Annotated in this window: 20 protein-coding genes; 3 read left to right on the forward strand and 17 right to left on the reverse strand. The window is 35.6% G+C overall.

Annotated features, from left to right (window positions below; genetic code table 11):
* Positions 1–12 precede the first annotated feature (12 nt).
* From pdaA to GSH73_RS10375, 4 genes are all read right to left on the reverse strand, one after another.
* Entirely contained in the window at positions 13–975 is a 963-nt protein-coding gene (gene pdaA / locus GSH73_RS10360; protein WP_014758084.1) for a delta-lactam-biosynthetic de-N-acetylase, read from the reverse strand.
* A gap of 66 nt (positions 976–1041) precedes the next feature.
* Complete coding sequence (gene cas4 / locus GSH73_RS10365) at positions 1042–1614, reverse strand: CRISPR-associated protein Cas4 (protein ID WP_014758083.1); 573 nt, start codon at positions 1612–1614, stop codon at positions 1042–1044.
* On the reverse strand, positions 1611–1880 hold the full coding sequence (locus GSH73_RS10370) for a hypothetical protein (protein ID WP_160175248.1): 270 nt from the start codon (positions 1878–1880) through the stop codon (positions 1611–1613). Before GSH73_RS10370 ends, cas4 begins: the two co-directional genes overlap by 4 nt.
* A gap of 104 nt (positions 1881–1984) precedes the next feature.
* Positions 1985–4330, reverse strand: a complete 2346-nt coding sequence (locus GSH73_RS10375; protein WP_014758081.1) for a sugar phosphate nucleotidyltransferase — start codon at positions 4328–4330, stop codon at positions 1985–1987.
* A gap of 129 nt (positions 4331–4459) precedes the next feature.
* Between GSH73_RS10375 and GSH73_RS10380 the strand changes: the two genes are divergently transcribed.
* Positions 4460–5392, forward strand: coding sequence for a Na/Pi cotransporter family protein (locus GSH73_RS10380; RefSeq protein WP_014758080.1), 933 nt, complete (start codon positions 4460–4462; stop codon positions 5390–5392).
* Positions 5393–5454: 62 nt separating this feature from the next.
* Complete coding sequence (locus GSH73_RS10385) at positions 5455–6549, forward strand: GerAB/ArcD/ProY family transporter (protein ID WP_014758079.1); 1095 nt, start codon at positions 5455–5457, stop codon at positions 6547–6549.
* 14 nt (positions 6550–6563) lie between these two features.
* Here GSH73_RS10385 and glyA read toward each other — a convergent pair whose 3' ends face one another.
* Positions 6564–7796 carry a serine hydroxymethyltransferase gene (glyA, locus tag GSH73_RS10390; RefSeq protein ID WP_014758078.1) on the reverse strand — a complete coding sequence of 411 codons (1233 nt, stop codon included), beginning with the start codon at positions 7794–7796 and terminating at the stop codon, positions 6564–6566.
* A gap of 292 nt (positions 7797–8088) precedes the next feature.
* Positions 8089–9024 (reverse strand): dipeptidase, encoded by a 936-nt coding sequence (locus GSH73_RS10395; protein ID WP_014758077.1) that lies wholly within the window; start codon positions 9022–9024, stop codon positions 8089–8091.
* Between the two features lie 149 nt (positions 9025–9173).
* On the opposite strand from GSH73_RS10395, the gene GSH73_RS10400 reads away from it, so the two are divergent.
* Positions 9174–10598, forward strand: coding sequence for a PIG-L deacetylase family protein (locus tag GSH73_RS10400; protein ID WP_014758076.1), 1425 nt, complete (start codon positions 9174–9176; stop codon positions 10596–10598).
* Positions 10599–10618: 20 nt separating this feature from the next.
* On the opposite strand, the gene hisIE is transcribed toward GSH73_RS10400, so the two are convergent.
* The 11 genes from hisIE to GSH73_RS10455 all read right to left on the reverse strand — a co-directional run bounded on the left by hisIE (position 10619) and on the right by GSH73_RS10455 (position 20013).
* The gene (gene hisIE, locus GSH73_RS10405) at positions 10619–11299 is read right to left on the reverse strand and encodes a bifunctional phosphoribosyl-AMP cyclohydrolase/phosphoribosyl-ATP diphosphatase HisIE (RefSeq protein ID WP_014758075.1); all 681 of its coding nucleotides are present in this window, start codon (positions 11297–11299) and stop codon (positions 10619–10621) included.
* Positions 11299–12063: an imidazole glycerol phosphate synthase subunit HisF gene (hisF, locus tag GSH73_RS10410; protein WP_014758074.1), complete on the reverse strand. Its 765-nt coding sequence runs from the start codon at positions 12061–12063 to the stop codon at positions 11299–11301. Before hisF ends, hisIE begins: the two co-directional genes overlap by 1 nt.
* Positions 12063–12770: a 1-(5-phosphoribosyl)-5-[(5-phosphoribosylamino)methylideneamino]imidazole-4-carboxamide isomerase gene (gene hisA / locus GSH73_RS10415; RefSeq protein WP_014758073.1), complete on the reverse strand. Its 708-nt coding sequence runs from the start codon at positions 12768–12770 to the stop codon at positions 12063–12065. The genes hisF and hisA overlap by 1 nt, the downstream gene beginning before the upstream one ends.
* Positions 12771–12793: 23 nt before the next feature.
* A complete protein-coding gene (gene hisH, locus GSH73_RS10420; RefSeq protein WP_014758072.1) occupies positions 12794–13396 on the reverse strand; it encodes an imidazole glycerol phosphate synthase subunit HisH in 603 nt (200 codons plus the stop codon).
* A 16-nt stretch (positions 13397–13412) separates the two neighbouring features.
* Positions 13413–13997: an imidazoleglycerol-phosphate dehydratase HisB gene (gene hisB / locus GSH73_RS10425; RefSeq protein WP_014758071.1), complete on the reverse strand. Its 585-nt coding sequence runs from the start codon at positions 13995–13997 to the stop codon at positions 13413–13415.
* A complete protein-coding gene (hisC, locus tag GSH73_RS10430) occupies positions 13994–15049 on the reverse strand; it encodes a histidinol-phosphate transaminase (RefSeq protein WP_014758070.1) in 1056 nt (351 codons plus the stop codon). Before hisC ends, hisB begins: the two co-directional genes overlap by 4 nt.
* Positions 15049–16332 (reverse strand): histidinol dehydrogenase, encoded by a 1284-nt coding sequence (hisD, locus tag GSH73_RS10435; protein WP_014758069.1) that lies wholly within the window; start codon positions 16330–16332, stop codon positions 15049–15051. Before hisD ends, hisC begins: the two co-directional genes overlap by 1 nt.
* Positions 16333–16357: 25 nt before the next feature.
* Positions 16358–17002: an ATP phosphoribosyltransferase gene (hisG, locus tag GSH73_RS10440; protein WP_038070044.1), complete on the reverse strand. Its 645-nt coding sequence runs from the start codon at positions 17000–17002 to the stop codon at positions 16358–16360.
* A complete protein-coding gene (gene hisZ / locus GSH73_RS10445; protein ID WP_014758068.1) occupies positions 16995–18155 on the reverse strand; it encodes an ATP phosphoribosyltransferase regulatory subunit in 1161 nt (386 codons plus the stop codon). Before hisZ ends, hisG begins: the two co-directional genes overlap by 8 nt.
* Positions 18156–18258: 103 nt before the next feature.
* Positions 18259–18954: an endonuclease/exonuclease/phosphatase family protein gene (locus tag GSH73_RS10450; RefSeq protein WP_014758067.1), complete on the reverse strand. Its 696-nt coding sequence runs from the start codon at positions 18952–18954 to the stop codon at positions 18259–18261.
* Between the two features lie 99 nt (positions 18955–19053).
* Positions 19054–20013 carry a slipin family protein gene (locus GSH73_RS10455; protein WP_014758066.1) on the reverse strand — a complete coding sequence of 320 codons (960 nt, stop codon included), beginning with the start codon at positions 20011–20013 and terminating at the stop codon, positions 19054–19056.
* Positions 20014–20129 lie beyond the last annotated feature (116 nt).

Raw genomic sequence — 20129 nt, forward strand, 5'->3', positions numbered from 1 at the left:
TATCCCCTCGCTTTATTGGCTTATATCATCCAAAGTCTTAAATACATATCCCTGCGCTTTTATATCTTTTAATATTCTATCAAGAGCCATCGTATCATCTTTTGAAACGGCATGCAGCAGTATGACTGCTCCTGGATGAATCCTGGACATAACAGTATTGTAACTTTCATCAGGACCTCCCGGCAGTGGCTGCCAATCAGCAAGAGCAAGACTCCAAAATACCGTCTTATACCCCAAAGACTTCGCTATATACAATGTTCTTTCGCTGTACTCACCCATAGGTGGTCTTAAATAATGCATATCCTTGCCTGTAAGCTCTTTAAACATTCCAGCAAGACCAGTTATCTCGCTTTTAACTTTATCATCTGTAAGCTTAGGAAGGCTGGGGTGATTTACTGTATGGTTGCCTACTATATGCCCCTCAGCCACCATTCTCTTTACAAGATCACCATGTTCTTTGACATATGGACCTGTCACAAAAAAAGCCGCTTTTACATCATTTGCCTTCAATATGTCTAAGATTTTAGGTGTATATCCGTTTTCATACCCTTCATCAAATGTCAGGTATACGTATTTTTTTGTTGTGTCTCCTGTAAATATTCCATCGTATTTTTTTATAAGACTCATGGCTTTTGATGTGATCTCAGGCGTTTTGTGATCAGGAAGTACCCTCATACCCCATCCGTACAAAGTATTATCAAGACCTTCTGTATTTATGGTAGAACTGTACACATCGTTATTCACTGTGTTGCTTTCCGCAGTCTTAGCATCACTAACATCGTTAGATGCATTTTTAGCTGAATTATCTTTCCCATCATTGCTTGCTGCACTACTGTCTGTCTTTACATTCACACTTGGCTTTTGAACAGACTTCTTTTCCACGCTTGCTGGATTTTTGGTTTTAAAAAAGCTGCAAGACACTGTTGATAAAGCCATGACTAAGACAAAAAATAAAATACCTAACTTCTTTAGCATTTTATCATCCTCATTTCAAAAATATCTTCTTATGTATTTTTTGCAATCAGATGTTTTGTATTCTTATCAGATTTTTACTTTGCTTCCTTTATATATCTCGCACACAGTGTCTCTACATGGACAAAACCTGCACTTTAGAAAATCCCCTTCTACATCAGGAAAGAATTTCCCTTCTTCTAAAAGTCTCATCTCTTTTATAATTTTAACAAGTTCTCTCCTAAGACCTTTTGTATTGTACACTTCAAACATCGTATTCTGATAGACGATTCTCCCTCGTCTTACTTTTTTACCAAATTCTTCTTCTATTATTAAAAAATAAGCAGTCAATTGCATCACATCTTTTAAAAGCGGGGAATGTCTTTCGGCTTTTGAACTTTTTAGCTCCAACGGTATCAATTCATTTCCAACATCGTAAATATAATCTGGCTTTCCACTTATTCCATACTTTGAAGATTTTAAAAGCTTGCTGTACATAACGCCGTCCTTTTTTACTTCTTCTTGCTTATCTATGTATATAAGCTTTCCCCTTTTAAAACCGATTGTCCTTTTCATCTCTTTATAAGGAGGTCTTTTTTCTGCTATCTCCTTCAAGATGACGTAAAGTATTAAAAGCGTAAAGGCAAAATTTAACACTATCATTTTAAAAGCCCTATAATCATAGCTATCAAAGCCGTAACAATCAATATGGCTATAGCTATTTTCTTGTATTTTAGCCTTACAATGTCTCTATAGTATTTCTCATGATACTCAATGCCTTTTTTAAAGTTGCTAAACTCATAATTTTTTCCGTTTTTTTTTCTCAATTCATTTATATATTTATGTCCGTACTTTTTTTCATAGTACCACTGATATGGGCAATACAAGTATTGATTTATCTCGGAAGCTGATATGTACTTGTTTGACATATTATCACCATTCTAAGCAAAATAAAAACATTGCAGATCACTCCACAATATTAACTATATCAATTTTTAGGTTCATCTGCAATGTTTTATACATTAATTTTTTATTAACTGTCTTTAGACTTTATTATTTCATATACATATTCTACATACTCGTTTAACAGTGATTCTGCTTTTTCCTTTGTGGGGGCCTCTGAGTATATTTTACATGCAGGCAGCTCTGAATCTGGAACTAACAAAACCCAAGCGTCACCGTAATTAAACCTTATCCCATCTAAAAACATTGATTTTTCGTCCTTTTTTTCGTAAAACTTTCTTATTATTAATCCCTTATCCTTCCAATCACAATTTATCACTTTGTTCAATTTCACCCTCTGCGGTATAGATTTCTTTAAATCAGATAATTTAAGCTTTTTTTTGCTTAAATATTCAATTAGCCTTAATGTGAAATTTATGCCGTCAAAGCTAAGGCTAAACTGAGAATTCCCATCACCATTATTACTTTCAATTTCAAACATTTTCTTCATCTTCTCAAGCTGAGAGATTTTACTAAACCTCGTCTCGATGCCAAGCTCTTTCGACATTTCACTTAAAAATTGGGAACTATTGAATGGTATTATAAACTTACTTTTCCCATTTTCCTTTACAACAAGCATTCTCAAATAATCCAATTCATCTTCATCAAGCAAATGTCCCTCGTCATCATAAATTTCAACATTTTCTCCATCATCTGAAATCTTAATGCCCATATCGTAATTTGCCACAGATTTTTTATAATCGCGATTTTGATTCAACACACTCAATAAACTTTTTGTGGCTTTACCAATAAATTTTACGTTTAAATTTCCAATGGAATCACCGTTTAAAGATAAACTTTCAGCATACTCTTTGTTTACATCTACTATGACTTCATCATTTATAGCATAGGCTATATTATAATCGTTGATCTTGTATTTATTCAATACCTTTTTTTCTACATTTCTGTCTACATCACACCCCTTCTCATCTATTAAAATAATGTTTATCGTTTTTTCATCTAATTTTTTCACAAATACACCTGCTTTATATCCGTTTTTTCTAATAGAATACCTCATAGCAGGCAGTATGGTAGAATGAGCATTGTACACCTTTTTACCCGCTGAAATTATCCCATCTTTTAATAAATTTAAGGCTAATCTTGCATAAGAATCATCAACACATCCCACAAGTATATCTCCATCAAATACGCTGCCTATTACTTCACCTAATCTTACCAAATTGTCAGGTGTAAGATTATCATGCAAATTCCCCTTTATCCCTCTATCTCCAAATAGCGACGCTTCATTGTTATTTCCCCACACAACATCTCTTTCTACTATATTCCCTGTTGATATGATTCTATTGGGCCATATTTTCGCGTTTGGTTTAATCTCACAAAAAGATTGAAGCTTAGATTTTTCACCTATTATTGAATTATCAAATGTCCTGACGTTATTTTCGGTAATTGCTCCGCTGCAAAATACCGTTCCTCTGATTTCGTTGTTTCTACCGATCTTTATATTATCCCAAAGCACACTGTTTTTTAATGTTGACATATGTCCTACATAGCTTCCACTTCCAATAATTACATTCGGCCCAATTACTGCACCATCATCTATTACTGAATTATCGCCTATTATTAAAGGCGGAACAAGCTTGGCATTTCGTGATACAAATACATTTTTACCAAAAATCATTCCATCTTTGCTTATCTTCTCTTTGAAGCCAAGATCGATATACCCACTTAAAAGATCCAGATGACTTTTAAGGTATTGAACTCCATTCCCTATGTCGCACCAGTAATCATTGCTGACATACCCGTAAACAGGAACCTTTTTTTCAAGCAGCATTGGAAATAAATCTTTGCTAAAGTCAAATTGTCTGTTTTCAGGTATGAAATTTAAAATCTCTGGCTCTATGATGTAAATTCCTGTATTTACAGTATCGCTAAACACCTCTCCCCATGATGGCTTTTCTAAAAACTTTACGATTTTTCCCTCATCATCTGTTATTACGACACCATACTCTAATGGAATATCTACTCTTGTAAGCACCAATGTTACTTTTGAACCTTTATTTTTATGAAACTCATAAGCTTTTTTTAGATCTATATCTGTTATCACATCACCGCTTATTACGACAAATGTATCATCAAGAAAATCAGCAGCATTCTTCACGCTGCCTGCTGTTCCAAGTGGTTTATCTTCCACATAATACTTTATCACGTCACCGTATTGCTCATACAAATAATCTTTTATCTTGTGAGGCAAATAAAAAAGGGTTACACCCACATCATTTATGCCATGCTTTTGCACATGGTTTATAATATGCCAAATAGCTGGCTTCCCAGCCATAGGTACCATAGGCTTAGGAATTCCGCACGTCAATGGCCTTAACCTGCTGCCCTCACCACCAGCCATGATTATCGCCTTCATATCATCACCTTCTATGATTATTACTACTATTTAGTATCCAGAAAAATAATCATTTTATACAATGCCATATTTGGTAGTAATATTTCAAAATCAAAGTAAATATGTATTAAAAAAACGCTGGAGGTTAAAATGATAAGCACGATCTTTCTTATAGTTTTAGGCATAGCAGTTTTTCTCCTTGGACTTTTATTCTTAACTTCATCGTTAAAAATTATTTCAAGGCACAGAGTTAAGACACTTATTGAAAAATACACAGGGAATATATATGTATCAATATTTATTGGATTCATTCTGGCTATAATGATGCAAAGCAGCAGCATGATTACAATACTATCTGTCAGTATGGCTGATGCAGGACTTTTAAACTTGTACAGCGCAGCAGGTATAATAATGGGGGCAAATATCGGGACAACGATTGCCGTCCAACTTTACGCATTTGACCTTTACAGTGCCGTACCTTACTTGATATTTTTAGGCTCCATTTTTAGATTCCAAAAGCAAAAGACACTTAAGTTCATAGGCAATATACTTTTAGGCTTTGGAATTATCTTTGCAGGACTAAAAATAATTGACATAGCTGTTTCACCACTTAGAAATTTTTCTGCTATAAAAAATTTTGTCGCTATGACAGAAAATCCATTTTATGGCATAGCAACTGGAATTGTTATGGCACTTATTATGCAGTCCAGCACATTTTGCATTGCAATGCTTCAAGTTCTTGCAAATGTTAAAATAATGCCTGTGTACAATGCCATCTACATCGTGTATGGACTTAATATAGGTACGTGCTCTGAAGCTTTATTAATGAGCATAGCCACAAACAAAGAAGGGAAAAAAATAGCTGTTTTTAACGTACTTTTTAATTTAATAGGAACAATCGTGTTCCTTCCTTTTACACATCATTACTATAAATTTTTGAAATTTATAACCCCAAACAATGAATCATTGCAAATTTCAAATAGCCATATGTTTTTTAACATCGCTTCAACACTTTTGGTAATACCTATAATGAAATACCTGTTTTCTTTTATAGAAATTATGTTTGAAAATGGTTCTAAATGAGTAAAAACACAAAATATTCACAATATAATAATATAAGAATAGCAGATTAGGATGTGAAACTAATGAATAAAATAACGTACAAAGAGCTTTTTTCCGCAATGTTAGCTTTTGAATTGGGAAGTGCAGTATTATTTGTGTTGGGTGCATCTGCAAAACAAGACGCATGGATGTCTATATTGCTGGCAACTGTCGCCGCACTGCCACTGATCTACTTATACGTAACCCTTTATAAAATGCACGATGGAAATCTTCCTCAAATTTTAGAAGCCACATTTGGAAAGGCATTTGGCAAAGTTCTTTCTGCCATTTACGCCTTTTACTTCTTGTACATAGCCGCCCGTGTCACAAGAGATTTTGCCGAGCTTAATATAGGTACCATATACAAGCAAGCACCTGTGTCAGCTTTTTCGATAGCAATTTTAGTTGTAGTTATCTACTACCTCATGTTCGACATAAGCGTTATGATAAAGTCATCACATGTCCTTTTGCCTACTTTTATTATCATGGCTTTTTTTCAGTTTATCGGCGCATTCAGCGTAAATGGTGAAAGTATAAAAAAAATTTTTCCTATTTTAGGAAATGGATTTATGCCTGTTGTAAAGGCTGCTTTCCCAAATATACTTACATTCCCATACGGGGAGCTTATCACATTTATGATGGTATTCCCTGAATTCAAGTTTAACACAAACAAATTGGCTAAATACTGCTTTACATTGGTTATAGCAACAGGTCTTTGGCTTGCATTAAACACAGTAGAAATATTTTCAGTCATTGGAGTTGCAGAAGCGACAAGGGCAAATTTCCCATTTTATGAGTTGGCACTTATAATGAAATTTGGAACTTTTAGAAATCTTGACCCATTTTACGCCATAGAAACCGTCATAGGTGGTGTCATAAAAATAACTGTCTTTGCGTATGCTGCCATAAAGACGATACAGACGATCTTTAACTTAAAAGAATATAAATTTCTGCTTATACCAGTAGGCACTATAATATTTGCGCTGTCGTTATTGATTGCCGATTCGTACCCACTTCACATTCTGATTGGCCTTAAATTGACGACGCTTTATATTCATGTGCCGCTGCAAATAATCATACCGCTTATAGCATTGATACTGTCATTCATAAGAAATCCTAAAACACGTAAAAATAAATAAGCCTAACTGCAGGCTTATTCATAAAGTGGATATTTGTTGAGAAGTTCACTTACCCTCTTTTTGGCTACATCAACGTAATTTTCATCTTTTAAAACATTATAGATTATATCAGCAATCACATCCATGTCATCTTCATTCATTCCTCTTGTAGTAACTGCTGGTGTGCCAAGCCTTAATCCAGAAGTGACATTAGGACCTAATGGATCATTTGGTATGGCATTTTTATTTGCTGTTATTCCTACATAGTCAAGCCTTTTTTCTAATTCCTTGCCTGTGACACCAGTCCCTCTTAAGTCCAATAACATCAGATGATTGTCTGTACCACCTGAGACTAAGTTCACTTTTCTGTCCATAAGGCCATCTGCCAAAGCTTTTGCATTTCTCACGATCTTCTTCTGATATTCTTTAAACTCTGGTTTCAATGCCTCATTAAAGCATACAGCCTTTGCTGCAATGACGTGCATCAGTGGACCACCTTGTACTCCTGGAAAGACAGATTTATCGATGGCCTTTGCGTGAATCTCTTTAGATAAGATTATGCCACCTCTTGGTCCTCTTAAAGTCTTATGTGTCGTAGACGTTACAACGTCTGAATACTCCACAGGATTAGGATGAAGTCCTGCTGCTACAAGTCCTGCAATGTGCGCCATATCTACCATTAAATATGCTCCAATTGAATCTGCAATTTCTCTAAATCTTTTAAAATCTATTATCCTAGGATACGCGCTTGCACCGGCCACAATAAGCTTTGGCTTGTACTCTTTTGCTAATCTTTCAAGCTCATCGTAGTCTATAAAACCGGTATCTTCCCTTACTCCATAAGGTATGATGTTGTACAACTTGCCAGAGAAATTTACTTTGCTGCCATGTGTTAAATGCCCACCATGTGCCAAATTCATGCCCAATACTGTATCACCTGGATTTATCAATGCAAAATAAGCCGCCATGTTGGCTTGAGCGCCTGAATGAGGTTGCACATTTGCATGCTCTGCTCCAAAAAGCTTTTTAAGCCTCTCTCTTGCCAATTCCTCAACCACATCCACGTACTCACAACCGCCATAATAACGCTTTCCGGGATACCCTTCAGCATACTTGTTTGTCAGCGGTGAACCCATCGCTTCCATGACCGCAGGGCTTACAAAATTCTCCGATGCGATCAGTTCAATTTTATTTTTCTGCCTTTTAATCTCATTAGAAATTGCATCAGCTACTTCAGGGTCAACTTCTCTTATAACATCGATATTCATTGCCTTACCTCCAACTTTTATTTTCACTATACAACAATAAAGTGCTATATTTTTATTATAATTATTGAAACTAAATTGTTCAACAAAAAAGTATAAAAGTTGACACTAAAATATAATCTTCAGAAAATTTACTTATCTGTATTAATTTGATGGTGCAAATAATTTTTTAATAGCCTCTTGATTTTTATTTGAATTATATGTATAATGTATTCTTGGTCAAAACAATGACTCCCCCTTTAACATATGCAAGCCCCAATTAAATCATCGGGGCTATTTTTTATTAGAAAAATAATCAATGTAAGATTTCTTTTATTATTCTTTCAAAATTGCCATGTGAGATCAAATCTATTTCATCGTCATTAAAGCCTCTTTTTTTAAGTCCTTGAATCAACTGCGGAAAACACGATGCATCATGAAGCCCAACAGGTGTTTTTTCTATGCCGTCAAAATCTGAGCCAAATCCTACATACTCTGCACCTACCAATTTCGCTATATATTCCACATGGTCAAGCACATCTTCTATCGTGGCATTGCCATCTTCTTTCAAGAAATCAGGGCAAAAATTAATCCCTATGACGCCATTTTTATCAGCAATAGCCTTTATCTGCTTATCACTTAGATTTCTCGGATGATTGCAAAGAACTTTACAGTCAGAATGGGATGCTATAAATGGCTTATCACACAAATCTACAACATCCCAAAAACCTCTTTCATTTAGATGCGATACATCTACAATCATGCCTAATCTGTTCATTTCTTTTACGACACTTTCGCCGAATTGCGTAATGCCGCAATCTTTGCATCCTAATACGCCATCACCTATGTCATTTCTAAGGCTCCAAGTAAGCGTCATGGCTCTCACGCCCAACCTGTAAAACATCCTTAAAAGTGACAAATCTCCTTCTATGGCTTCGCCACCTTCTATTGACAGTAATGCTGCTATTTTGCCTTCATCTTTTGCTTTATCAATATCATCACCATTTAAAATCAATCTGATTTTATCGCTTTTTTCTATGGCTTGATACAATTTATCAATCATCTTTAACGTTTTTGCTGCAGCATCTTTTTTCATAAACTCTGGTTCGACAAAAGTGGCAAAAACCTGAAAATGTACCAATCCTTTTTCTAATCTAATCAAATCAATATGCCCCTCAGTATTTTTTATCGTCATATCTCTTCCGTATTTTTCAGCTAAGTACAGCGTGTCACAATGAAAATCAACTATCATGCCAATGCCTCCTAAAAATTTTTTCTCAAATAATATTTTACGCTTATGGTTATACATTACAAAAAAAATTATCACATAAAATCTCAATTTTTTAACAAATTATTAATAAATATATGCTACAATTATGACATAATTGGAGGTGTGCAGCGATGAAGATGAAGAAATATATAATAATTACTATAATTGTATTATTGCTATTGGTATCATATGTTATGAATTTAAAGACCACCTTCGCAAATCTTACGGAAAAAAAACCGGAGCCGGAATTTAAAAATCCCGGACAGCGGATACTTGTAATTGTACCACACCCTGATGATGAATCTTTAGGAATGGCAGGAGTCATACAGCGAGCAGTAAGCCAAAACATTCCAGTAAAAGTGGTAATAGTTACAAATGGGGATAGCTACAAGAAGGCTGCTGCTGTACTTACTGGTCATGTAAATCCATCACCATCAGATTTTTATAAGCTTGGCCTTCAAAGGCAAAGTGAAAGCATAGCCGCAATGTCAGAACTTGGCCTTCCAAAAAGCGATGTGGTATTTCTTGGCTTTGCTGATGGCAGCACCCGTTTTTTGTGGAGCGATTTTTGGGACAATAACATTCCAAGAATCAGTGGCGGTACAAAATCTGCATTTTCTCCGTATAAAAATGTGTATAAACCGGGCATAGCCTATACAGGAAACAATCTTGAAAATTGCATACAAGAAATCATAAAATCTTTCAATCCTACAGATATTTATTATCCAATGGCAGATGACGTGCACCCTGATCATTGGGCTGTAAGCAATTTTGTAAGATATGCCATAGTAGCCATGAACTTAAATGTACGAGAGCATATGTTTCTGATTCATCATCCACAATGGCCCGTCCCATGGCTTTTAGAGCCAAACAAACCGCTTCTTCCACCTGTTGATATGGCTGACAGCAATACAAAATGGCAAGTATTCAAATTGACGCAAAGCGAAATCCAGAAGAAGGAAATCGCACTTAAGAAATACAAGTCGCAAATTGCTGTGATGGAGCCATTTTTAATGGGGTTTGTAAGGCAAAACGAGCTTTTTGGCACAAAACCTGTAATAAATATAAAGGATGTCAGCACGTTGCCAAACTTAAATCAGCCGGAAATGCCATATACATTGTTTAAAGTTCCTGCAGGAGGCGTATTAAACCAAGAGATATACAGAAGTGCAGATCTCACTGAGATGGCATCATTCTACTATAAAGGAAATGGCCTATACGTAGGAATGAAGTCATTGGCACCTATATCAAAAAAAGTGGCTTATCACCTGGAAATGAGGCTATTTTACAAAGACGATATCAAAAGAATAGATATAGGACTGGTAGGTGGAAAACTTTACGAATACAAAAAGGCTAAAAATTCCCTCTACAATGTTCCAATTTCAAATCCGATCTTCGGCAAAAATGTAATTTGGATTAAAATTAACATTTCAAATACGCAAAATTTGAATTATATATTTATGGGCGCTGATTCAATATACAAAAACAAACTGATAGACAAGATTCCTTGGAATGTGTACAAAATCGAAAATAAAGAGGCACCGCAAGCTACTTAATTGAAGTTTGCGTGCCTCTTTTATTTTGTCTCTTTTCTCACTTTGTGTTGTTCTTTAAATTCATTTGTTTTGTAATACCTTCTTGAAAGTTCATCATACACATCTTCAAGGCTTATTTCTTTTTCCACCATTAAAACCAATAGGTGATAAACATAATCAGCTATTTCGTATATTATCTCTTCCTTGTCACCTTCTTTTGATGCGATCAATATCTCCGCATTTTCCTCTCCGATCTTTTTCAAAATCTTATTCAATCCTTTGGAAAAAAGGTAATTTGTATAAGACCCATCTACAGGTTTTTCTTTTCTAACTTCGATCCTTCTGTAGAGATTATCTAAAATTGATTTATTTTCATCCTCTGAAAGATCTAAAATGCTTCTGTAAAAGCAGCTTCTATTGCCTGTATGGCAAGCAGGTCCATCTGCTTCAACTTCTATGAGTATCGTATCACCATCGCAATCGTATTTGATAGACTTGATATGTTGAATATTGCCGGATGTCTCGCCTTTATGCCATAAGCACTGCCTGCTTCTTGAGAAAAAATACGTCTCCTTAGTTTCTAAACTTTTCTCAAGGCTTTCTCTGTTCATGTAAGCCATCATAAGAATTTCTTTTGTCTTGTAGTCTTGAACAATGGCAGGTATCAACCCATTGTCATCAAATTTCAATTCATCAATGTACATAAGCACGATCCTTTCCATCAAATCATCCTGACTGGTATACTATTATCTTTAAGATAGCTTTTAAGGCTATTTATCTCAAGCTCTCCATAGTGAAATAGGGAAGCTGCCAATGCCGCATCGGCTTTTGCCTCTAAAAAAACTTCTTTAAAGTGTTCTTTGCAACCTGCACCGCCTGATGCTATAACAGGTATCCTTACATTTTCAGCCACCATTCGCGTCAATTCAATGTCATAGCCGTTTTTCGTCCCATCTGCATCCATGCTTGTAAGCAAAATCTCACCAGCTCCCAAGCTTTCTACCTTTTTAGCCCATTCTAATACATCGTACCCTGTATTGACACGTCCTCCATTTATATACACATCAAAGCCTTTGCCATCACTTTTTCTCTTGGCATCTATTGCAACAACGACGCATTGGCTGCCAAACTTCTTTGCAGCATCTTTTATAAGATCTGGATTCTTAACTGCCTCAGAATTTATTGAAATTTTATCAGCGCCTGCCTTCAGTATCCGCCTGAAATCATCTACAGTCCTTATTCCTCCACCTACAGTAAGGGGTATGAATACTTTCTCCGATGTTCTCTTAACAACATCTATCATTATATCTCGCTTTTCATAAGACGCTGTAATATCTAAAAAGACTAACTCATCAGCACCAGCCTTATTGTATTCCTCCGCTATATCTACAGGATCTCCGGCATCTTTTAAATTTACAAAATTCACACCTTTAACGACTCGCCCATCTTTTACATCAAGACAAGGTATAATCCTCTTTGAAATCATTATAAGACCTCCAATGCGTCCTTTAAACTTATTCTGCCTGTATAAAGAGCTTTGCCTATTATAGCCCCAAATACTCCAATGTCTTTTAGTCTCTGTATGTCATCTAAAGTGGCAATGCCTCCAGAAGCAATGACATTTAACTGTGTATTGACAATATTTCTTATTGCACCAAAATTAGGCCCCTTCATCATTCCGTCTTTCTTAATGTCTGTGTATATGACTGTACTAAGACCCATATCTTTAATCTCTTTTGCGAGTTCATCGTCTTTTATGTGGCTTTTTTCAAGCCATCCCTTCGTAGCAACATATCCGTCTTTTGCATCAATTCCTACAATGATTTTATCTTTATATTTTTTAGTAATCTCTAAAAGCAATCGCCTATCATGTACTGCTACACTACCTAAAATAATGTAATCAACACCTACATTAAAAAGTTCTGAAACAGTTTCAATGTTTCTTATTCCGCCACCGACTTCTATTTCTTTGTCAAATACTTTTCTTATTTTCTCTATAGACGGCAAATTTACAAGGCGTCCTTCCTTCGCCCCTTCTAAATCCACCACATGAATTCTTTTAGCACCATGATCCCTCCAAGCCTTTGCTGCATCATCAGGCTTTTCATAGTACACTGTGCTTTTCTCATAATCGCCCATTGTAAGTCTCACACATTTACCATCTATTATATCTATAGCAGGTATAATAAGCATCAAATCCCTCCAAAAACACAAAATCATATCATTTCAGCAAAATTCTTTAATATTCTAAGTCCAACATCACCGCTTTTTTCAGGATGAAATTGGCAAGAAAATACATTGTCTTTACATACAACGGCAGGTATTGAAATTCCATAATCAACTGTAGCGCATATATCATTTGAATCCCCATTTGAAAGATAATATGAATGAACAAAGTATACACTGTCTCCATCCCTTACCCCATTTAAAAGCTGATTATCCTTTTTTATGATAAGAGAATTCCAACCTATATGTGGAACTTTTAAATCTGTCTTAATCACATCTATTTCACCTTTTAAAATGTGCAATCCTTCAGTCTCTCTAACCTCAAAGCTTCTATCAAACAAAAGTTGCATGCCAAGGCATATACCTAATAGCATCTTTCCTTTTTGCACTTCTTTTTTAATTGCATTCGAAATTCCTCTTTTATTCAATATCTCCATAGCATCAGGAAAAGCTCCTACCCCAGGCAATACCAGTGCTGCAGCATCTTTGATGTCTTTTAAATCATCAATGATTTTTGCATTATATCCCATAAATTGGAATGCTTTTTCTACACTTCTTAAATTCCCCATTCCATAATCTACAATGCCTATCATTTAAACACCGCCTTAATTATAATGAACCTTTCGTTGATGGTACTCCATCCACTCTATCATCTATTTTCGTTGCTTCATCTAATGCACGTCCTAACGATTTGAAAGCACCTTCTATTATATGATGTGTGTTTCTGCCATGCAGCATTTCTACATGAAGCGTAATCAAAGAATTAAATGCAAATGCTCTAAAAAAATCTTCTACGGTTTCTGTTTCAAAGTTCCCAAGCGAGGTGGAGTCAATCCTCAATTTGTAGTAAAGATATGGCCTTCCACTTATGTCAACCACCGTTCTTAAAAGTGCCTCGTCCATAGGAACGTATGAAACACCATAACGCTTAATCGACGTCTTGTCGCTTAAAGCTTTTAAGAGAGCCTGTCCCAGCGTTATGCCTACATCTTCAACAGTATGATGCGTATCAACTTGCAAATCCCCTTTTGCAACAACTTGCAAATCGAAAAGGCCATGTTTTGAAAAGAGGGTTAACATATGATCTAAAAAGCCTATTCCAGTATCAATTGATGAAATTCCTTTCCCATCAATGTTTATTTTCACATATACATCTGTTTCATTTGTTTTTCTTCTAATTTCTGCTTCTCTCATATTAATATCTCCTTAAGGCATTTTAAAAAATAGCTATTTGCCTCTCTCGTTCCAATCGTCACGCGAAGTGTATTAGAGAGATTTTTGTCTCCCGAAAAATTTCTAACAAGTATACCTTTTTCTAATAGTTTATTATAAACATAATCAGCATCGTCAAATTCTATAAGCAGAAAATTAGCTTTCGAATCGTACACTTTTAGATCGCCTATTTCCTTCAATCCGTCTTGTAAAAACTTTCTTTCATTTTTGATGTAATCAACTTTTTCATCAACTCGTACTTCTTCTAGCACACTTAATGCAATTGCTTGCGATATGCTGTTTACATTGTAGGGCGATTTGACCATATTAAGGCAACTAACCATATCAGAATTTGATACCGCATATCCAACTCTCAGCCCTGCAAGGCCATACGCCTTTGAAAGGGTTCTTAAAACAGTAAGCCTTTCATATTTCCCGATCAAATCAACCACTGTCTCTCCAAAAAACTCATAGTAAGCCTCATCAACAACTGTAATTCCATCATTGACTTCCAGTATTTTTACTATGTCGTCTCTATCCAATGTAGTGCCTGTGGGATTGTTGGGATTGCATAGAATGACCATCTTGGGCTTAAATCTATTTATTGCATTTATGATTTCATCGACATTGTAACTGTAATCATCTTTCAAAGCCACTTCTACATTTCTTGCACCAGCTATTTGAGAATACACTTTGTACATGCTAAAAGATGGTACTGGGTATACGACACAATCATTCTTTGAGACAAATGCATTCATCAAAATGTGAATTATCTCATCAGACCCATTTCCTACAAAGATGTTTTCTCTGGATGTGCCACAGTATTCCGCTAATTTATCCCTCAATTTTAAACTTACAGGGTCTGGATACCTATTGACATTCGCATTTTTTACTATTTCCTGGAGATTATTCATAGTAGCTTCAGGAAGGCCAAAAGGAGTCTCATTTGCGTCCATTTTATACATACATTCTATTGTGGTGACTTCGTAATTCTTAAAATTCTTTATCTCATCCCTAATCAAATCGTATATCATTATTTGTACCTCACTTTTATAGAATTAGCATGGGCAGTAAGACCTTCTGATTCTGCAAGCCTTACTATGTCATCTGCTACCTTCATCAGCGATTTTCTATCGTAGTAGAGAATGCTCATCTTTTTAACGAAATCGTCAACGGAAAGCGGCGAAAAAAACTTTGATGTTCCACTGGTAGGCAACACATGGTTAGGACCTGCCATATAGTCTCCTAAAGGTTCTGGCGAATTTTCTCCCAAGAAAACCGCCCCTGCATTTTTTACTTTTCCTATCATTTCAAATGAATTTTCTAAAACAAGTTCTAAGTGCTCAGGTGCTATTTCATTTGCTATGCTTAATGCCACATCTAAGTCATTAACGACGATTATAGCTCCATAATCATTTATCGATTTTTCTATTATTTCCTTTCTTTCAAGGTACTGAATTTGCCTTTCTATCTCCATCTTTACACCTTCTGCAACCTCAATCGAAGTAGTGATTAAAACCGCAGATGCCATAACATCGTGCTCTGCTTGAGACAAAAGATCTGCCGCAAGATAACAAGGATTACCACTTTCATCTGCCAATATTAAGACTTCACTTGGTCCTGCCACCATGTCGATGTCTACAAATCCATAAACGGCTTTCTTAGCTATCGCAACAAATATATTTCCTGGTCCGACTATTTTATCCACCTTTGGCACAGATTTTGTTCCAAATGCCAATGCAGCAATTGCCTGAGCTCCACCGATTTTATATATTTTTTTAATTCCCACTTCATTAGCAGCAACCAACACAAATGGACTTATCCCCACCTTTATGGGTGTAACCATAATAATCTCCTCGACTCCAGCAATTTTTGCCGGAATGCTGTTCATAATGACAGAAGATGGATAAGAAGCAGTTCCACCAGGCACATAAATACCTACTCTTTCTAAAGGTCTGATTTTCTGACCGTACACTATACCATCTTTAAAATCCATCCACGTCTTTTGCTTTTGATTTTTGTGATAATCTTCAATATTTTTTATGGCTTTCCTCAAAGACGATAAAAAATCGCCATCTACTTTGCTGTAAGCATCATCTATTTCTTCTTGTGATACCATTATGGTGCTCTCATCTATTTCAACGCCATCGTATTTCAATGTGTAGTCAAATAAAGCCTTATCTTTATTCATCTTAACATTTTGAATTATTTCATAGACTATGTCATCTATCCTTTTATCTTCTAATTTTGATCTATTAGTCAACTTTTCTATGACTTTGTAATCAATTGAGCTTCTAAAATCGTAAATTTCTATCACTATCACCAGCTCCTTTAAATCAATACTAAGCCTTAAACATATCGCTTTCTACAGCGCTTTTTAATTTGTATATTATTTCCTTTACCCTTTCACTTTTTGTCTTCATGCTGGCTTTATTTACGATAAGCCTTGCACTGGAAGAAAATATCTCTTCATACACTGTAAGGCCATTTTCCTTTAAAGTTGTGCCAGTCTCTACAATATCCACTATAACTTCAGATAGCCCTACTAATGGAGCCAATTCTACAGAACCATTTAATTTTATGATCTCCACATTTTCTCCTTTTTTTTTGTAAAATTCTTCAGCTATAGCTGGGAATTTCGTCGCAACCCTCTTGTTGCTTAAAAAATTATCTTTCTTATTTAAAGGGCCTGCAACGACCATTTTGCATCTGCCAAATCCTAAATCAAGAACCTCGTAACAGTCTCTTTTCAATTCCAAAAGCACATCTTTTCCGCAAACGCCCAGATCTGCAGCACCATGTTCTACATAAGTTGGCACATCAGATGGCTTTACAAGTATAAAATTAAGATTATTTTCATTATCGTATATAAATAGTTTTCTCGATATTTCATTTTGAATGTTTGTAGTTATGCCACATGATGCAAATACTTCAAAAGATTTTTCTGCCAATCTCCCTTTAGGCAGCGCTACTGTTATGCTATCCATCTTGCACACCTGCCTTGATAATCTCATCAAATTTCTCTCTGTTAGCATATTCACTGTTGTCAATATTTACAAGTTCAGCTATATTTCCTTGCTTCCTCAATCTCCCTGCAATATCATATGCAGCTTTTCTGTTTCTTTCATCAAAAACCACTGCCACCCTCTTAGGCCTTTTAGTGGTTATGCCGCTTTGGCTTTGAACTGCTAACATGGCTCTTTCAACGCTTATGGCAAAACCAGTAGCCGGCAAATCTTTGCCGTAATTTTTCAACAAGTTGTCATATCTGCCGCCTGCGCAAATTGCATAACCAAGGTCTTTTACAAATACTCTAAATATTAGCCCAGTGTAGTAATCGATACTTTGAACCATGCCTAAATCAAATGTAATGTAACTATCCATGCCAAAATCTTTCAAAATATCATAAACTCTCTCAAGATAGCTTAAAGCTTTCATGGCACTTTCAAATCCATATACGCGCTTAGCGTCTTCTACGACATCTATGCCCCCAAAGAAAAGTGGCAAATTAACTACCAATTCATAGTTACGCCCTGTAATATTATTGTATTTTAAAAAATATTCGATCTCTGACTGATTCTTGTCTTTAAGAAGCCCTTTTAGAATGTCTTCTTCCTCCTTAGTTAGCCTCAACTCACAAAGTATCGATTTAAAGAATTCTGCTTGACCAATATCTACTTTAAAATCTTTTATCCCAATGTTTTTAAGAGCTTCAACCGCAACAGATATACACTCTGCGTCAGAATACTCATGATTTCTCCCTATAAGCTCTATCCCTGCCTGCGTAAATTCCCTCATCCTGCCTACTTGTGGATTATCATATCTAAAAACATTAGCAATGTAGGAAAATTTAAGCGGATATTCATGGTACTTTGTAGATGCTATTCTCGCCACTTGTGTCGTAACATCAGGCCTTAATGCCAGAAGATCTCCCTTTTTATCAAAAAACCTGTAAATATTGTTTTCGTCGAAAAAAATTCCCGATGTGACGGAAAAGTTGTCAATGTACTCAAATGTAGGCGGCATTATCTCTTCATACCCGGATAATTCAAATGTATTTCTCAATATATTTTCTATATTTCGCTTGAACCTCAACTCATCAGGCAAAAAATCCTGTACTCCATCAGGTAGATTCTTCATCAAAGCACCTCTTCTATTACTTTACTTTATCTTTGTAAAGTGATAAAGTAATAACTTGTTATTTAAATAATAATTTATTTTTGTCTATGTGTCAAGTACATTTTCAAAAATCACACCTTAAAGAAGCTACTACCGGTAAATGATCTGATAAAGTAGAGTCAATGGCCTTTATTGATTCAGCCCACACACCTTTTGAATGCATTATATAATCTATTCTGACATTTTCACAACCATCTACATAAGTGTGAAAAGCGGAATTTTGAGCATTTGCAGCATCTTTAAGCACTCTGCTTATGGTGGAATAAGCTTCTTCTCCAGGTGTCTCATTAAAATCCCCAGTCATAATTACCGGATATTCCAAATTCGAAACGATCTTCAATATTTCCTGTGACTGCGTCAATCTCTCTTTACGATTAAGTCCTAAGTGAGTAGTCAAAAACCATATTTTTTTGTTTTCGTTTAGCTGTATCAGTGCTGTCAATACACCCCTTCTTTCACCCATTGAGTAAATGTGATAATTCTTTTTCTTTACAATAGGGTACCTGGAAAGTATTCCATTGCCAAACGATCCAAACCCCATTCTTAAATTCGGTCCAAAAACATAATGCATCTTAAGTCTGTTTGCCAGATACTTAATCTCATTTAAAAAATATGAACGCTTTAAAAACACGTCAATCTCCTGCAAGCCGATAACGTCAACACCTGCTTCTTTTATCAAATTAGAAATCCCGTACAATGTCAAATTTCCTTCTATATCCTTTCCACCATGAATATTGTATGTCATAACGTTAATGACCATAATATCCCTTCGTTTCACTAAATTAGTTCCAATAATATTATATGCTTTAATAAATAAACAAAGCAGAACCTCTCTCGAGATTCCGCTTTATCATCATATTTATTGCTTTTCCTTCTTATCCTCAACAAGTTTCGTAAAAACATTAAAAAGCTCTATTGGTATAGGGAACAATATAGTAGAATTTTTTTCAGCAGCTATTTCAGGAAGTGTCTGAAGGTATCTCAACTGCAATGCCGCAGGCTCTGTGGATATGACAGCGGCAGCTTCTTTAAGTTTTTGAGATGCTTGAAACTCGCCATCCGCAAAAATGACTTTCGCCCGTCTCTCCCTTTCTGCCTCCGCCTGTTTTGCCATAGCTCTTTTCATTGTGTCAGGAAGCTCAATGCTCTTTATTTCAACTGCCGTAACCTTGATTCCCCAAGGATCCGTAGCTTCATCCAACAATTCTCTAAGCTTTTCGTTAAGCTCTGCTCTCTTTGCCAGCATTTCATCAAGTTCATGCTGACCAAGTATTGAGCGCAATATTGTTTGCCCAAGGAGTGTAGTGCTTTGAGTGTAATTTGCAACTTTCGTGATAGCTAATATAGGATCAAACACATTAAAGTAAACAACAGCATCAACATTTACAGGAACATTGTCTTTTGTAATGACTTCCTGCTTTGCAACATCAATTGTAAAAGTCCTTAAATCTACTTTTATTACTCTATCTATCCCAAATGGAAATATAACATTAAACCCAGGTCCTAAAAGTCCAGACAATTTTCCAAATCGAAACAGAACTCCCCTTTGGTACTCCGTAATTATTTTCACCATGCCAGGCAGTATGATAAAAGGTACAATGACCAATACAACACCAATTACCGCAAAATTAGCGTTAATATTTATGACTGTATATACATCAATTGCACACCAAATTATGAATGTCACAAGCATGAAGTAGAAATTTGCCATGATCTTTCTTGATGCTGCTATCGCCATCCATACAATCCACCAGATAGCTTCAATGGCAAACACAACCATAAAAACTGTGCTTAGAATTGAAATTGCCGATGCATCCATATTATTGCATCCCCTTTCTTTACATATCTTCAATTCTAATATTAACCTAATATTTGTTATTTTCAAGAATCATAACATAAATTTTTTATTAATTTTAAGCATAATCTATAAATTGT

This window comes from Thermoanaerobacterium aotearoense (genome assembly GCF_009905255.1).
Classification (GTDB): domain Bacteria; phylum Bacillota; class Thermoanaerobacteria; order Thermoanaerobacterales; family Thermoanaerobacteraceae; genus Thermoanaerobacterium; species Thermoanaerobacterium aotearoense.

Coding starts and splice junctions, on each gene's coding strand:
- hisA (WP_014758073.1), bottom strand. CDS start 12,770: ATGCTTATTATACCTGCTATAGATATAATAGATGGTAAATGTGTGAGA.
- hisZ (WP_014758068.1), bottom strand. CDS start 18,155: ATGAAGAATCTACCTGATGGAGTACAGGATTTTTTGCCTGATGAGTTG.
- hisC (WP_014758070.1), bottom strand. CDS start 15,049: ATGATATACGATTTGATTAGGGATGAGATAAAGAATTTTAAGAATTAC.
- GSH73_RS10385 (WP_014758079.1), top strand. CDS start 5,455: ATGAATAAAATAACGTACAAAGAGCTTTTTTCCGCAATGTTAGCTTTT.
- GSH73_RS10370 (WP_160175248.1), bottom strand. CDS start 1,880: ATGTCAAACAAGTACATATCAGCTTCCGAGATAAATCAATACTTGTAT.
- glyA (WP_014758078.1), bottom strand. CDS start 7,796: ATGAATATCGATGTTATAAGAGAAGTTGACCCTGAAGTAGCTGATGCA.
- pdaA (WP_014758084.1), bottom strand. CDS start 975: ATGCTAAAGAAGTTAGGTATTTTATTTTTTGTCTTAGTCATGGCTTTA.
- hisB (WP_014758071.1), bottom strand. CDS start 13,997: ATGAGAGAAGCAGAAATTAGAAGAAAAACAAATGAAACAGATGTATAT.
- GSH73_RS10395 (WP_014758077.1), bottom strand. CDS start 9,024: ATGATAGTTGATTTTCATTGTGACACGCTGTACTTAGCTGAAAAATAC.
- cas4 (WP_014758083.1), bottom strand. CDS start 1,614: ATGATAGTGTTAAATTTTGCCTTTACGCTTTTAATACTTTACGTCATC.
- GSH73_RS10380 (WP_014758080.1), top strand. CDS start 4,460: ATGATAAGCACGATCTTTCTTATAGTTTTAGGCATAGCAGTTTTTCTC.
- hisIE (WP_014758075.1), bottom strand. CDS start 11,299: ATGGAAAGGATCGTGCTTATGTACATTGATGAATTGAAATTTGATGAC.
- GSH73_RS10400 (WP_014758076.1), top strand. CDS start 9,174: ATGAAGATGAAGAAATATATAATAATTACTATAATTGTATTATTGCTA.
- GSH73_RS10450 (WP_014758067.1), bottom strand. CDS start 18,954: ATGGTCATTAACGTTATGACATACAATATTCATGGTGGAAAGGATATA.
- hisG (WP_038070044.1), bottom strand. CDS start 17,002: ATGGATAGCATAACAGTAGCGCTGCCTAAAGGGAGATTGGCAGAAAAA.
- GSH73_RS10455 (WP_014758066.1), bottom strand. CDS start 20,013: ATGGATGCATCGGCAATTTCAATTCTAAGCACAGTTTTTATGGTTGTG.
- hisF (WP_014758074.1), bottom strand. CDS start 12,063: ATGATTTCAAAGAGGATTATACCTTGTCTTGATGTAAAAGATGGGCGA.
- hisH (WP_014758072.1), bottom strand. CDS start 13,396: ATGATAGGCATTGTAGATTATGGAATGGGGAATTTAAGAAGTGTAGAA.
- GSH73_RS10375 (WP_014758081.1), bottom strand. CDS start 4,330: ATGAAGGCGATAATCATGGCTGGTGGTGAGGGCAGCAGGTTAAGGCCA.